The organism is Pseudoalteromonas sp. '520P1 No. 423' (assembly GCF_001269985.1).
In the GTDB taxonomy this organism is placed as follows: Bacteria; Pseudomonadota; Gammaproteobacteria; order Enterobacterales; family Alteromonadaceae; genus Pseudoalteromonas.
The window spans coordinates 962,098-977,860 of the sequence record NZ_BBZB01000001.1 but is presented as its reverse complement, the minus strand read 5'-3'; the positions used below and the strand labels follow the sequence as shown (position 1 = coordinate 977,860).

Sequence of the window (15,763 nt, the reverse complement as noted above, 5' to 3'; positions counted from 1 at the left end):
CCTTTACTTATTTTTAATTTTATTACTAATAAATTAATTAACTATTCTTGTAAAAGAGAATTGATTATACGCTGACAAGCCTGTCCATCTCCGTATGGGTTATGAGAAAAGCTCATTTTTTCATATGCAGCTTTATCATCTATTAACTCTGATACCGATGAGACAATCAGATCAACATTTGTACCTACAAGTTTAACTGTTCCAGCTTCCACTGCTTCAGGGCGCTCTGTAGTTTCACGCATAACAAGAACAGGCTTACCTAATGATGGTGCCTCTTCTTGAATTCCACCAGAATCAGTCAATATCAAATATGATTTATTCATTAAGTAAACAAATGGAAGATAATCTTGAGGCTCAATTAATTTTACATTTGAATGACTAGCTAAAAGTCGATTTACAGGTTCTTGAACATTTGGATTTAAATGAACCGGATACACAAAGTTATGGTTTGGGTATTTAGCTGCTAACTGTGAAATCGATTCACAAATTCTTTCAAAGCCACCACCAAAACTCTCTCGCCTATGCCCCGTAATTAAAACAATTGGTTTTTCAATAAGATCACTAAACTTGGAAGCGAATTTTTCGTTAATTTCAGATTTAGTTAAAACCTGCTCTTTAACCTGTAATAAAGCATCAATTACAGTATTGCCTGTTATTGCAATATCTGTAGGTTTTACATGTTCATGAAGTAAGTTATTAGCAGAGCCCTGAGTTGGAGCAAAATGGCGGTTAGCTAAAGTTCCTGTCAATGTTCTATTTGCTTCTTCCGGCCATGGGCTATATAAATTACCAGTTCGTAAACCAGCTTCCACATGTCCTACTTTTATTTGCTTATAAAAAGCAGCTAACGAGGCTGATAATGTTGTTGTTGTATCACCGTGAACTAAAACCCAATCAGGTTTGAACTCATCTAAAATAGGACGTAAGCCAAGTAGTATTTTAGATGTGATATCAGATAAATCCTGACCTGCTTTCATTATATTTAAATCATAATCGGGCTTTATTTCAAATAACTCTAAAACTTGATCTAACATTTCACGATGCTGAGCAGTAACACAAACCTTTGACTCAATACCTTCAGCATCTTGTAAAGTCAATACCAATGGTGCCATTTTAATTGCTTCAGGACGCGTGCCAAATACTGTTAATACTTTCATTATATTTTTACCTAAAAAAAGCCCACTATCGAGTGAGCTTCTTAATCATTATTTATATTTAAAAAATACCACGACTATCTATTAATACTTTTTTAGCCATTTCTACTGGGTCAATTTCTTTAAACTCTTTATGATCAACCAAAACAGCAAATGTATTAGCCGTATCCATAGCTTCTTCTATTGATACTAATTTAATATTTAAACCATCAAAATCCTGTGGCAACTCATCTATATTAGGCTCCACAACTAATACTTCACCAATTTCTGCATGAGCTAACATTTTAGTAATATCAAGCGCTGGACTTTCACGTAAATCATCAATATCTGCTTTAAAAGCAATGCCTAAACAAGCAATAACAGGTTTTTTAAACTGATCAGCTGCCTGCTTTATTTGTTCAAGAATATAATGTGGTTTTGCATCATTAACTTCTCTGGCTTGGCGGATTAACTTTGCTTCCTCAGGAGCAGAACTAACTATAAACCATGGATCAACAGCAATACAATGGCCACCAACGCCAGGCCCTGGATTAAGAATATTTACTCTCGGATGCCTATTTGCCAGCTTAACAAGCTCCCAAACATTAATATCTAGCTTATCACAGATCACCGAAAGTTCATTTGCAAATGCAATATTTACATCTCTAAAAGAGTTTTCTGTTAGTTTGGCCATTTCAGCAGTACGTGCATTTGTAATTAAGCACTCACCTTTAACAAATAGTTTATATAAACCAATTGATTTTTCAGAACAAGCATCTGACATACCGCCAATTACACGATCATTTTCTACTAACTCTCTTAATACATAACCTGGCAATACACGTTCAGGGCAATGTGCTACATTAATATCAGCTTCACTTCCAACTGCTTGTGGGAAAGTTAAATCTGGTCTTGCTTCTGCAAGCCACTCAGCTAATCTTTCTGTTGCACCAACTGGGGAAGTTGATTCCAAAATAACTAAATTACCCTTTTCTAATACAGGAGCTATCATTTTGGCAGCTGATTCAATATAAGATAAATCTGCTTTATAGTTTTCTTTAAAAGGTGTAGGTACCGCAATCATAAAAGCATCGGCTTTTTCAGCTTGAGTTGTCGCTTTTAACTTGCCATCAGTTACTACAGCTCTTACAACAATATCTAAATCTGGTTCAACAATATGTACATTGCCACTATTAATAGTATCAACAGCAGATTGATTAACATCTAAACCAATCACATTAATACCACGTGAAGCAATAACCGCAGCAGTTGGCAGCCCTATATACCCTAAGCCAACAACTGACACCCTGTTAAACTGAACCATTATATTTACCTAATTACTTTAAATTACCTGCATTGTAACGTAAATTAAACTGAAACAAAATGAAGCTTTCTGATAATCATCCTATATTTAGATACTAAAATACGAAACCTAAATAATTTAACCTTCTCCATATTCAATCAACTTTTTCACTCGCGCATAAATAGATATTTCATTCTCAAATTTTTTATTATTAACCTCAGTTGAGACAGTAACTATATCTACATTATGCTTAAGTTCATTAATGGAGGGTTTATAATTTTCTTCATTTAATGTAAAAACATTAACAGCAATACCTAAAGCTTTAGCATAATCACTTAACAGTGATATCGTATCTGTATTTGTTTTTATATCAAATTCAACCATATCCAAACCGCACTGATAAGCTTGATATACATCACTAGTCATTGAATTGTGACTTTGATTTAAGTACAAGCGGCTTAATTTTAAATAAGGCTGAATATCAACAAACTCATCCTCGCTTAAAACATCTCTAAAGTTTGATAATGTTTCATAATGACGAGAACTACGGATAATAGTAAAGCGCTCTGCTCTAAAATATGCAGAATCACCAGATGAGTTCCGTTGTTTTTTTAATATATTCAGAATACTTCTAATATGTGCTTTAGATTCTATTTTATCTTTAATTTCAATAAACAGAATTTGTGATGCGTTAGTTAATATTTCGCTTTCTACTACTTTCTCAAATGAACCCCCCTCATAAGAGAGCCCATTTAAATTACCACCATGACTAATTACAGCTTTAGCATCTAATTTATTTTCTTGAATAATATCTAATTCAATTAAATCGACACCTTCCTCCATAGCAGCTTCTATTTTAACTAATGTATCTTGATATTCTAAACGGCTATTGTCATAACAATTATGACAAGCTATAGCTAATCTATTCCCTGAATCTTCACTTAAACTAATGTTTTGGTTAACCCCATCAAAAAGCTTACTCTCTGAAGTTAAAGTTGGAACAACATTCAAACAAGACTCTTCTTTATTAGAATTGTCACAAGCTTGAAGTTGCAATAAAACAACGCAAGTTACTAGTGTTTTTATTTTTGTTATCACTAGATAGCTCTCCTTTATTTTAAATAATATAAATTAACCGTTCAAAATACGTAGTCTGATAAAGCCTCAGCCCAAATTTGATAACCTAAAGTACTAGGGTGCAGCCCATCAGGCATTATTTCACTAGGTATGTCACCATTGTCATTTTCAAATACAGAATTTATATCTAGGTATATCACTGAAGGGTTATTAATTTGTGAAGCAACTAATTCACTTGCTTTATCTAATATCTCCCTCTTAGGATCTGTTGATGATCCTCTGGGAAATATACGATGAACTATCAATTTAGTATTAGGCAACCTTAATACAATACTATCAATAACAACCTTTATTCCTTCAGCGATATCTTCCGCTGAGTCATCAAATACATTATTAGTTCCAATCATCAATACAGCTACAGAAGGCGACATACCATCTAACGCACCATTTTCAATTCGCCATAATAGGTTTTGTGTTTTATCACTACTAAAGCCCATATTAAAAGCGAAATCAGAGCCATAATGTTGTGACCACACACTTAAACCAAACTTAGCGCTCTCCCAGTTTTGAGTAATAGAATCACCTAAAAACAGTAGTTCAACATTTGATTTATCAGCTTCTAAAATCGCTTTATGGCGAGCTTGCCACCAGCTATCTGAAACCTCTTTAGCAATTGCTGAATCAGGGGGAGACAGGTCATTTGAATCAGTACTGCACGAAACCAAAAAAAGACTAGCAATAAAAAACAACAAAATATTTAACGGTTTACTTATAAAAAATGTCATATCCTTTAACCTAACTAGCTCTAATTAATATAAAAAACCTCACATATTCGTGAGGTATATTTTATTTCTGTGTTTTACTTTCTAAACGCCTCGTTTTGATACCGTAATTAGCTCTCGACGGAATAAAATGAAACATTAAGCGATAGACAATTTGAATAAAAGGTATTATCAAACGATTTGTTTTAGGTGTATATCCCGATTCCACTTTTGCACTCGTATATTTATACGCTGCATTTTTCCATAATTGTCCAATAGTCTTATAAGTTATTGCATCAAAAAAATTATGGTGTATTAAAGTATTAAAAATGCGTTTATGTGTAAAGGGTGATACTACACTATACGGTTGTGCGCAAAGAATATTACTGCAAAAAACAGTGTATCTTCCCCCTCTACCAAATAAAGACTCATAATATGCTACTTTTTGAAATTCATTTAAATCTAAGTTAAGGGTTTTACTTTTAAAGTCTTCATTTAGCAATAAGAATTCTTCATCATTTAATTCTTTATAACGCTTTCTTAAAAGTGTTTTAGCATCCCAGTTTAATAGCTTATTGATGCTTGGGAAGATTTTAAATAGCTCCCCTAAAATACCTTTAAAATTAACATAGGTACCTCGTTGTAAGCCATCCCCTAAATACCCATCAAAAAAAGCATTTGAATCAGGATACTTATCTTTAACATGCAAATAATTAGTTAATAACCTTGGAAGAGGGTTTACCGAACCAAATGACATTTCATTAATTATTTGTTCTTCAAAATCATGTAAAGGTGGTGCATTATAATCGAAAGCATAATATTGAGAGAAGTCACCTGAATACTGACCTGCAATATTAATCTCAGGTGAATTCTCAGGGCCGTAAGTAAAACCATTACAAAATTTTCCGTTTGCTAAAATAAACCTAGAATCCAATCCACTACTTAAAGGTAAAATCCTTTCATTATAAGACCATTTATCAGCTAACTTCGAAATTTCCGAACCAACCTCTGTCAACGGGACTACATAATCTTTTGATAAACAACTTAAGTATGAAACACCATCAAAAGAGTAAATGCCACCAGGTGAAAGTCTTTCTATACCATCATAAATAGTATAATTACCAAATAAATGCTCTTTTTTATGCAAAATACTTTTAAATAAAGGGTTTATTGAATGTACATTTTGATCAAATAAAACCTTAGGGCTAGGTGCTATTTTCAAACTATTTTCTGTTAAGTCTATGAAGTGATTAGATAGCCCCATAGGATCAACTATCACACTCGAATTTTTTCCATCATTAATAAAAATAACAAAAGATCCCATTTCAATATCACTCACCACCTCAGGACCTTTTGAAATAATATTTTGAGCTAACTCTTGGAGATTATTTTTTTTATTTTTATAAATAAACCAACCAGCTACAATAAATACAAAATTATCTTCTATAAATATAGGAGGTGACAGCCATTCCTTTGGATTATAAATTACTTGACCTTTACCAAGATCTTCAGGGAATATAAATGTTTTACTATATTTTTCTGATAATCCAATACTTGCTGGAATATTACTACCATCACAATTGATGTATAGGCCTCTCATTTATTTACCTCTAACTCAGATTTATTTTTATTGCGCTTGAACCTATTACTATACAACACTCAGAATAAAAAACATTTGAATATTCGTTACTTTAAAAGTTATTAAAGTAACAGCTTCAATAACGAAAATACTCTTCCACCTTAATACAAAAAATAATGTCACTAGTAATTAATAAAAAAATAAAAAATATAACTGTGATAAAATATGTTCAACCAAAATAAATATGCTTAATTATGCCAGCTCAAATATCTATCTCTATTATCGTTCCTATTTATAATGTTGAACCATATTTAAATGAATGCTTAACAAGCCTTATTTGTCAAAACATTAATAATTATGAGGTAATACTTGTAAATGATGGTTCAACCGATAACAGTCCCGAAATAGCCCAAAGGTTTTCAGATTTACACCCAAATATATTTAAATTTTTTACTAAAAAAAATGGAGGCTTATCTGATGCACGCAATTATGGGCTTAATAAAGCTCAAGGTGAGTTCATTGCATTTTTAGACTCTGATGATTATGTTTCTCCAAATATGCTTAGTATCTTATATAATGCAACTCAGTTTAAAGCTGATATAATTTGTTTTGGCATGAGTGAGGTCAGTGAGAGCGGTGCATATTTAAGGGGTATTCCTGCAAACTCAAAAATATCATCAGGCACGTATACTCTCAGTGAATGCGATAACTTGATCAGTAGTTCTTTGCCTAATGCTTGCAATAAACTTTTCAAAAAGTCTTTATTTACTGCGAATTCAATTATATTTCCTAAAGGCTTATGGTATGAAGACCTTGCTGTTATTCCACAACTATTTTACTTTGCAAATAAAATTACATACATCGAGGATGAGCTTTACTTTTATAGAAAAAGAGAAGGAGCAATCACTAAAACATTTTCTTTAAAAGTAATGGATATTTACCCTATTTTAACTAAAATTTCTGATTTTTTTGAGACTCATACTAAATACAAAAATGCCCAGCATGAACTAAATACTTGGTATATTAATTTAACGTCTATTACCCTAGCTAGATTTTCAGCTGTAACCAATACAAAAGAAAAAAAAGCTGCTTTGAAAAAACTTGAGATAGAAATCAAAAACAGATTTCCACAGCCTTTAAATATTTTTAATTGTGCATATTCAAAGCCACAGTATAAAATATTTGTTTTACTTGTAAGACTTGGACTTACAAAACTCACTGCGATTGCTATAAAAAAACTAGTTGAAATGAAAGTAATAAAAATATGATAAAAAAAATAGCCCTAATTGCCTATTATGGTTTAGTAAAACACCTACCTACAAATGAAACATTATTCTTTGGCAAAACTAGCTGTCGATTACGCCGAGTGATCACTAGAATGATTTTTAAATCATCAGGAGATGGAGTTAATGTCAATAGAAATGCAAGTTTTGGTTCAGGCACTAATTTATCAATTGGAAGTAATTCCTCTATAGGTAGAAACTGTCAATTGGCAAATGACGTTACTATTGGCGATGACGTAATGATGGCCCCAGACGTAATTATCTTTTCTGTTGGTCACAATACTCAAAGCATAGATATGCCAATGCGTAAACAAGGAAATACCCTACCTCAACCTGTTACTATTGAAAATGATGTATGGATAGGCCAACGAGTGATTATCTTACCTGGAATTACCATTGGCCGAGGTTCAATAATTGGAAGTGGTTCAGTCGTTACAAAGGATATTCCTGCATTTTCTGTTGCAGCCGGAAATCCTGCGAAAGTAATAAAATCGAGACTCAAATAATAATTATACATTCATCTTAAAAGGACTGTTATATGCGAATTCTATTAATATTATTATCTTTTTATTCTTTCGATATATATGCCGTTGACTTTAACCAATATTGCCAATTTAATAAAGGTGAAGAAGATTGCTCCGAAGAGTTTATATTAGCTTTAACGGATGCTTCAATAACAAAAGAAAGTATTACATTAAATAGCAATGAAACATTTGTTTTAAATGAAGTTAATACGGCAGGCATACACTTAAGCGACATAAATATTATCGGGTTATCAGACTCAACTAAGAAACCGATAATAAAAACAAATAAGCTTTACCTCTTTGATATTAATGATTTATTAATCAATAATATTAAAATTATGGGTATCAATAATGACGAGGGTGAAACAAAACAGAGTAATACTTTAGTTTTAATAGGTGCAAAAGATAAATACAACAAAGCAAGTAATATAACTATAACCAATAGTGAGTTTGAAAACTCAGCTGAAGATTTATTGGTATTCTGGAATACCCAAAAAGTAATAGTCAAAAATAATATATTCAAACGCTCTGGCTTAGCAATGCGAATTGCTGAAACAATCGGAGATCCGAATGATCTCAGACCTAGAGGAAGTGGTTTGTTATTTCATAATATTATTAATGCATCAATTGAAAGTAATGAATTTTATGAAATGAAAAAGTTTGCTGTTTTTTTAGATGGTTCTGACATATTAGATGATGATATACGCATATTTGATAACCACATTGACATGCTTAACTTTGAAAAACCAACAAAAAGATACGGGCTAAAAGGTGGTGCAGGAATTTACATAGGAAATTCAACTAACTCTCAAAATATTCACATTTTAAATAATCGCATTTTAAATTATACAATGAATGGAATGCGTATTAATGGTGATAATATTATCGTTGAAAAAAACTCATTCAATTTTAATTCCGCATGTACAACAGCTGATCATACAATTTCTTCGCCACTAGTTGGTATGGCAATCAAAGCCCATTTTTTAACAAACTCTAAAATTGAAAATAACTGTGTTCAGAATACCGCAGCTGGAATTGTACTTGAAAGTTGGGAGAATATTGAAAATATTGATATTTCACAAAATTCAATTTATGGCGCAATCACCCCTTTTTATTTCATTAACAAATATGGTGGACAACATTCAAATATCACCAAAGAAAACAATATAATAAGTGATGCAGTTCCAGAAAAAGAAAAAAACACCTCATCAGGCTCTCTATACATCTTACTCTTCATCAGCTCATTTTTTACATTAAAAAGAATCTTTAAATCGGCGCAAACTCAAAAGGAATTAGTTTCCTTTAGTTGAATATTGTATTATCTACGCAATTTTTATAATGGACTAATTTTATGCATATTTTTTTATTCGGTTTATTACTGCTTGCATTAAACGTGTTTGCTTTAGACTTTAATCAAGTTTGTAAATACAACCAAGGACAACAAGATTGTTCAAATGAATTTATCGAAGCATTAACTATTCTAAACGAATCAAATGAAGCTCTTATTTTTGAAGAGGACGAAATATATCGCTTAGAGAACATCGATACCGCTTCTCTAGATTTTAGTAATATCAAGCTACTTGGTGTTAGTACTAATAAAGGAAAAAAACCGACTATATTAACCAATAAACTATATTTATTTGATATCAATAATCTGTTAATTAATAACTTAAGAATCATGGGAATAAATAATGATGAAGGTGAAACAGAACAAAGTAATACATTGGTACTGATAGGCTCTAAAAACAAAGACTATAAAGCTGAAAATCTTACTGTAAGTAACTCTGAGTTCATAAACTCTGCAGAAGATCTTTTAGTTTTTTGGAATAGCCGAAATGTAACTATCAATAATAACGAATTTCGTCGCTCTGGTTTAGCAATGAGAATAGCACCAATCATTGGAGATCCAAACGATTTAAGACCTCGAGGAAGTGGTTTATTATTTCATAATATTATTGATGCATCTATTAACTTCAATGAGTTTTATGAAATGAAAAAATTTGCCATTTTTTTTGATGGTTCTGATTTATTAGATAAAAACATTAATATTTTTAACAATCATATCGATATGCTTAACTTCGAAAAGCCGACAAAAAGATACGGTTTAAAAGGCGGTGCAGGTATATATATAGGTAATTCAACTAACTCTCATAACATCCGCATTCAAGGTAATAGAATTCTAAACTACACCATGAATGGCATGCGAATTAATGGTAGTGAAATTATTGTTAAAAATAACTTTTTTAACTTTAGAAATAACTGTAATGAACATGATGAATCTATAACAGGTCCATTAGTCGGTATGGCTGTAAAAGCGCACTTTTTAATTGATTCTGAAATAACTGGAAATTGTGTAAGAAACACCAGTGCAGGTATCGTACTTGAAACTTGGAAAAATATTAAAAACATCAATATTGAGAATAATACAATTACCGATGCAAAAGCATCAATTTATATCACACATAAATATTCAGGAGTTTATTCAAATTTAAAAATCAACCGTAATATTTTGCTTGGCTCTATTAATAATGGCATTGCAATGTATTCCAATGGTTTAAGTGAAGGTAATTCCATTACTGGAAATACTATGGTCGATAAGTCAAAATCGCTTCAAGGCCCGCTAATATCATTACAGAATCAAACAAATTTATATTTTGATAACAACTGGCTTACAGGCCAAGCAACATCATTAAAATGGAATTTTTTAAGATTAAGAAACGTACATAATTCATCATTTAAACGCAGTGCAATAAATAGTTTTAGCGGTAATGATAAAGCTTATGGCGGTATATATATTGAAGATCCACTTTCTTCAGGAAATTATTTTAAAGATATAACTTTTAAAAATTTATCTCCTGGCGTCCATGATAATGGTGTTAACAATATTTTTGACAATATAACTATTAATTAAGTCGATTAAAAAGGCTGTTGAACTTAATAACTCACTCAATAGCCTTTGCTTTATATAACGTTTATCTTTACGATCTCATTTTCTAATTATAAAGATTTTCAACCAATATTATTTTATTTTCTTGCTGTGCAATAATATCTAAATCACCATCTTTATCTAAATCAAACCATAACCTAAAAATTGCATTTTCAGGTAATTTTGCAGAGATTTTCTGTGTAATAACGGGCGTTTTTAATTGCTCATTAAAATCATAAATACTGACATACTGATTATCATAATCAAAAAAGTAACGACTCTCCTTAGAAAATAATGCATCATAATATTGCGGTATAAAAGCAGCCTCTATTACTTTTCGCTCACTGTCTAACGTACTCGATGGCAGCCAAAATAATATTCCATCATCTACATTCTCACGATATAAATAACCATAAACATCATCATGGCCATCACGATTTACATCTGCAACACTTAAGTAGCGAAATGTATCGCCTTCACTGCTAATTACTTGCCAATCTGAATAATCATTATCTTGAAGCTTTTCTCTGTATTTAAGTGATTTTAAGCGATAAAAATTCCCCCCTCCCAATAAATCAGTATCTCCATCTAAATCAAAATCTAAATACACCTTATAAAAATCGTCAAAATCATCATCGTGATGACCATCATTACCGCTACTAAAAATAAATTGAGCGCTATCAGGCTCCCAAACAAACCAAGCAGAGCCAGTGCCTTCTCCAGTATAGTCATATTTTAAATCGAGATATTCATCGTCATTAATATCTTTTAGCTCACTTATAGATTTAACAAATGTATTCATTTGCCAACATGTAGAATTTGGATCGTCTAATAAAGAATTTATATTGCTACTATACCAATCCCCTTCTCCATATCTAATACTGATTCCACCATATGTACCATAATCATATGAACCATCATCATGAAAATTATAAGTACAAGCATTAACATATAACAAATCTTCGGTTCCATCTTTATCAAAATCAGCAAAAAATACTGTTCCATCTATAGATGAGTCTGGGCTGTCGTGGCTTTGTGCCACATCACTTTTAATCGGTTGGTGCTCAGATAAAACTAAAGCACTATCATTGTAAGAATAAAGAGCACTTTCGTCTGATTCATAAACTTGTAAATGTTTACCATAATCACTTATGTAAATATTTGAGCTTGTGAATTCTTTAATCACTTTAGCGGGTGAAAAATAATTATCTGCGGGGTTAATCTTAACCAATATCTTTTTTACGACTTGGGTATTAAAGTCATCTGTAATCAAAAGCTGGAGGTTAAATATAAGAGAGTCACCTTCAATTAAAGGTGCTTTAAAACTAATATAGTTACTCGTTATGCTAAGTTCTGAGCTTTCTGACAATTCTTCAGGTGTATCTATTTCAAATTGTGCTTCACCAACCTCAATTGAGGCTGAAATAGGAATAACGACATTAGCACCACTTTTAACAGTGATTTCAGAGATTTGATTTGAAGAATTGATATTCGGTAAAATAGCAATAGAGGCTAATTTACTGAGCGTTTGACCGCTATTATCCGTTGCCTTAAATTCGAAAGTAAGTTCACTAGCACTTTCAATAACGGGAATATTAAAAATACCGGAGAATTGACTGTAACTCCTGATAATTGAACCCAAGTAACATTTGTTGTATTTTCACCTGCGGTGATATTTATTACGATACTTTGTCCTGAAACACCCTTTAAAGGCGCTTCTAAACTTAGCGTTGGAGATATAGGCTCTTCACTTTTATCTTTATCACCACAAGCAACTAACAAAAGTAATAAAGTTAAAAATAATATTCCTTTGATAAAAAATTTCATATGCATCCATTCAAATTCAATAAGTATCAATAGCATATAATAACTAGGATTAAATATGTACCTTTTTTAATCTTTGAATATCAGTTAATAATATCTCTTATTTTATTCCATAGTTGTTTGCTACCTTCCCCTTCAGTTTCGTTATAAAATGATTCCCTTATCGCTAATAGATCTATTTCATTATGAAAATACTGAGGTAGCAGGTTTATTAACTCAGGCCAGTTTTTTGCCATTTCATAAGGAAATAACTCCTTAGGCTGAAAATATAGCTGACGATCTTCATTTAAGTACGAGTCCAAACCAAATGGCGCCATAATTGTTTTAATATTTACCGAAACTGCATCATAGTAAAGACTTGAAAAATCAGTTATTACCATTTCATATTCAGTGATCTCTTCATATAAATCTTTATCACCACCAAGAGAAAGTCGGTCCATATTAGCTATCTCAAGTTGTAATGATTCAGGCAAAGTATTAGCTGGGTGAAGTCTAATAGTTAAATTCTTATCATGTTCGGTAAGCCACTGATTCATGCTTTCAGGATCAAAACCAAACATAGTCAATAAATCATTCTCACTATTATATTCTCCTCTATAGGTAGGAGCATATAAAATAGAGCCTCTAATTGGTTGTTTTATCTCTTGAATTAAATGATCTAATTTAGGGTAACCTGAAACAATAATATGATTAACGTCAACACCCATTGCTGAGCTTAATAGAGTGGCAACTTTAGGTGAACTCGCTAAGTAATAAAGTTCTTTATCAAGTAACTTATTTTTAAATTTTCTTATATAGTTAGGCGTATTACGGCTAATAAAACCGCTGCGCTTTACCCCTAAGCGTTCCGATGAAATATCTGATGCAATTGCATCGAAACCTATTTTTTTTATTGGCGTACCATGCCATAAATTAAAAATAATCGTTTTTCGATTCAGGTAATTTCCAAATAAATCAGTGTTTGGTGAACAGTTACAAAAAACAGCTTTAGCCCTTAAATGAAACCAAATAACCGGTAAACTATTACCATAAAGCACATTGATATTTTTTGCTTTTAGTTCTTTATATACTTCACTATTTTTGGTAATCCAATAGCATTGATAATCTGTGTTTTTTAAATGCCATTCAAAAAAGTATCTAGGATTATCGCCATATTTATTACCATACCAAGAGCCAAACAAAAGTAATTTTTTTTGAGTTGGAATTAAAAATGATATTACTGAACAAATCAAATGTACTAGTAGTGTTTTCAACTTAACCTCTATTTAGCAATAACTTATCAAGCTCTGCTTTCAATAGCTTATGTACATGATTAAAACCTTGTTGGCTCAAATGAATGTTATCAATTGTATTTAGCTTAATCTCTTCAGAAGACCATGTAGATAAATCAATAAATGTATTCAAAGACTGTTTACATATATTTGAATATTCTAAAATCATATTCATATTATTTGGTCTTTCACGCCAATAATTTCCTCTCCAATCACTTAATACTGGACTACAACCAACCATAATTAGATTTGGAATGTTCTTTAATTGAGGAATAATACTATCTTTCAAAAAACCTTTGGGGTAAAAATTCTTAACTGTTTTACCAAAATACAAATCATCAAATGAATCATCATGATAAGCTTTAAAATCACTTATCAACTTGCGACCATTATCAAAAATATATTCTATTTTATGAGATTTAGCTGCCATCATGTCATCTAACATGGAAGTTGGCCTAGGAGAAAAGTCAACCACGCCCACATGTGCTATTACAGCATCATAATGCTGGCCGCTTGTTATCCGTTTTTGATATTCATATACAAAGTCTATTACTGTTGTACTGAACTCAGGGCATATTACATAGTCAACATCATACTCTTGACATAAGAGCCCAACATAAGACGCATAGGCGCTTTTGCGATTCCAAGGTTTTACAACTTCATAACCTCTAGAATCAGTAAAAACTAACAACTTAGGTTTGCTTTTATTCTTTTGCTTGTAATAAACATCTTTAGCAATATGACAAAGCTGCCCAGTTCTAAATGAAGCGGCATCTGTTACCCTTTTAGTAAAACTGATTTTACGCATTTTGCCCCCTTTTAATAGATGATAGAGAAAAAATAATAATCAAGATAGAAGATAATAAATAAGTAGCTATAGAGGACCCAATCACACCATTTACCCCATAATTACCGACTAAGAACCAAGCTAAAATTACGTGTAATGCCGATGAAAAAAAGGTAATACTCGATAATAATTTAACGCGTTTAAAAAAGTATAAAAAGTTACTAAACAAAGTTACTGTAGCTTGAAAAAAAGCAACTGCACACATTAAAGGCAGCAGACTCTTAGCTTGTTCAAATTTTACATCTATCAATAAGTCAAAAATTAAAGGAGCGGATAATGCCAGTAAAATACAAATAATCATATATCCAAATATCACTTTAAAGCACAATAAAACCGTTTGTGAAAACTGATTTTCACTGAGCATTTTCATTATCTTTGGTGTAAAAGCTTGATTTACCGCATTTGAAAATACGATCACAATTAAGCTCAATTGTGCTGCAATAGAGTATAAACCGACTTGATGTACAGAAACGAACTTAGCAATAATCATACGATCCATGCCTGTTCTTGCCCACCAACTTAATGCATGAGGCAATACACCTAAACCAAACTTCAAAGCTGGTTTTGATTGTTCGGTATTAAGTTTTGGCCAATTTTTATTTGTTCGTTTATAAACAAATAAACTAATGCACATAATTAAAATTGATGTAAATAAATACGCAATATAACGCGCTTCATCTAAGTATTCTAAGCTTAAAAAATAAACCGTAAGTATACCTGAAACCGCTGCTGATAATAAATTTAGTAGCCCAACATATAAGGCCTGTCCTTTACATTGCAAAAATGCAAGAACCAATAATATGATACTTTGAGTTAATGCAATTAATACCGCAGCATATAACCAAAATGCAGAATGTTGCGTTGGATCTAAATCAAATAATACAAATAAAAACATTAACAATAACGCAATTGGTAAAGTCACAACTAAATTAATAAATACTGAACCAAATAATGATGATTGTTGTTTTGTTTTAAAATACTCTACTCTAAAGTAAGTATTCCCTCCCATAACGACAAAAATTATCATTATTTCAACTATTATATTAAAGACAGCAATGCTACCAAATTGCTCAGGTGTTAAATAAAGTGTATAAAATGGAATTAATAAAAATGGGATCCCTTTAGCTAAAAGATCCGATAACATATATATCAATACGTTTCGGTTTTCACGATTTGACCATTTTTGCTTTAAAGAATTAAACACGCTTTTCTCAATAGTGAATAGTTAGGATATT

At 31.5% G+C, this 15,763-nt stretch carries 12 protein-coding genes and 2 pseudogenes; 5 read left to right on the top strand and 9 right to left on the bottom strand.

The features are described from left to right. Positions 1-41: 41 nt before the first annotated feature. From wecB to PSA_RS04510, 5 genes are all read right to left on the bottom strand, one after another. Positions 42-1,157, bottom strand: coding sequence for a non-hydrolyzing UDP-N-acetylglucosamine 2-epimerase (gene wecB, locus PSA_RS04530; protein WP_042150760.1), 1,116 nt, complete (start codon positions 1,155-1,157; stop codon positions 42-44). A gap of 58 nt (positions 1,158-1,215) precedes the next feature. Continuing rightward, complete coding sequence (wecC, locus tag PSA_RS04525; protein ID WP_042150759.1) at positions 1,216-2,457, bottom strand: UDP-N-acetyl-D-mannosamine dehydrogenase; 1,242 nt, start codon at positions 2,455-2,457, stop codon at positions 1,216-1,218. Positions 2,458-2,574: 117 nt separating this feature from the next. Continuing rightward, positions 2,575-3,534, bottom strand: coding sequence for a hypothetical protein (locus tag PSA_RS04520; protein ID WP_042150757.1), 960 nt, complete (start codon positions 3,532-3,534; stop codon positions 2,575-2,577). A 41-nt stretch (positions 3,535-3,575) separates the two neighbouring features. Then, positions 3,576-4,298 carry a GDSL-type esterase/lipase family protein gene (locus PSA_RS04515; RefSeq protein ID WP_052380198.1) on the bottom strand — a complete coding sequence of 241 codons (723 nt, stop codon included), beginning with the start codon at positions 4,296-4,298 and terminating at the stop codon, positions 3,576-3,578. A 61-nt stretch (positions 4,299-4,359) separates the two neighbouring features. After that, positions 4,360-5,874, bottom strand: coding sequence for a hypothetical protein (locus PSA_RS04510; protein WP_042150755.1), 1,515 nt, complete (start codon positions 5,872-5,874; stop codon positions 4,360-4,362). 233 nt (positions 5,875-6,107) lie between these two features. On the opposite strand from PSA_RS04510, the gene PSA_RS04505 reads away from it, so the two are divergent. The 5 genes and pseudogenes from PSA_RS04505 to PSA_RS04490 all read left to right on the top strand — a co-directional run bounded on the left by PSA_RS04505 (position 6,108) and on the right by PSA_RS04490 (position 10,571). After that, a complete protein-coding gene (locus PSA_RS04505; RefSeq protein WP_052380197.1) occupies positions 6,108-7,121 on the top strand; it encodes a glycosyltransferase family 2 protein in 1,014 nt (337 codons plus the stop codon). After that, a pseudogene (locus PSA_RS27040) lies at positions 7,118-7,387 on the top strand (hypothetical protein); the annotation flags it as partial. The gene PSA_RS04505 and the pseudogene PSA_RS27040, both read left to right, overlap by 4 nt. A gap of 93 nt (positions 7,388-7,480) precedes the next feature. Beyond that, positions 7,481-7,633 (top strand): annotated as a pseudogene (locus PSA_RS27035) (DapH/DapD/GlmU-related protein); the annotation flags it as partial. 41 nt (positions 7,634-7,674) lie between these two features. Next, entirely contained in the window at positions 7,675-8,970 is a 1,296-nt protein-coding gene (locus tag PSA_RS04495) for a hypothetical protein (RefSeq protein WP_042150751.1), read from the top strand. 41 nt (positions 8,971-9,011) lie between these two features. Next, positions 9,012-10,571: a hypothetical protein gene (locus PSA_RS04490; RefSeq protein WP_042150749.1), complete on the top strand. Its 1,560-nt coding sequence runs from the start codon at positions 9,012-9,014 to the stop codon at positions 10,569-10,571. A gap of 82 nt (positions 10,572-10,653) precedes the next feature. Here PSA_RS04490 and PSA_RS04485 read toward each other — a convergent pair whose 3' ends face one another. The 4 genes from PSA_RS04485 to PSA_RS04470 all read right to left on the bottom strand — a co-directional run bounded on the left by PSA_RS04485 (position 10,654) and on the right by PSA_RS04470 (position 15,732). After that, positions 10,654-12,228 carry a VCBS repeat-containing protein gene (locus PSA_RS04485; protein ID WP_042150746.1) on the bottom strand — a complete coding sequence of 525 codons (1,575 nt, stop codon included), beginning with the start codon at positions 12,226-12,228 and terminating at the stop codon, positions 10,654-10,656. A gap of 265 nt (positions 12,229-12,493) precedes the next feature. Further along, entirely contained in the window at positions 12,494-13,663 is a 1,170-nt protein-coding gene (locus PSA_RS04480) for a CDP-glycerol glycerophosphotransferase family protein (protein ID WP_042150745.1), read from the bottom strand. Between the two features lies 1 nt (position 13,664). Next, positions 13,665-14,489 carry a hypothetical protein gene (locus PSA_RS04475; protein WP_042150743.1) on the bottom strand — a complete coding sequence of 275 codons (825 nt, stop codon included), beginning with the start codon at positions 14,487-14,489 and terminating at the stop codon, positions 13,665-13,667. Beyond that, complete coding sequence (locus PSA_RS04470; RefSeq protein WP_042150741.1) at positions 14,482-15,732, bottom strand: lipopolysaccharide biosynthesis protein; 1,251 nt, start codon at positions 15,730-15,732, stop codon at positions 14,482-14,484. The genes PSA_RS04475 and PSA_RS04470 overlap by 8 nt, the downstream gene beginning before the upstream one ends. Positions 15,733-15,763 lie beyond the last annotated feature (31 nt).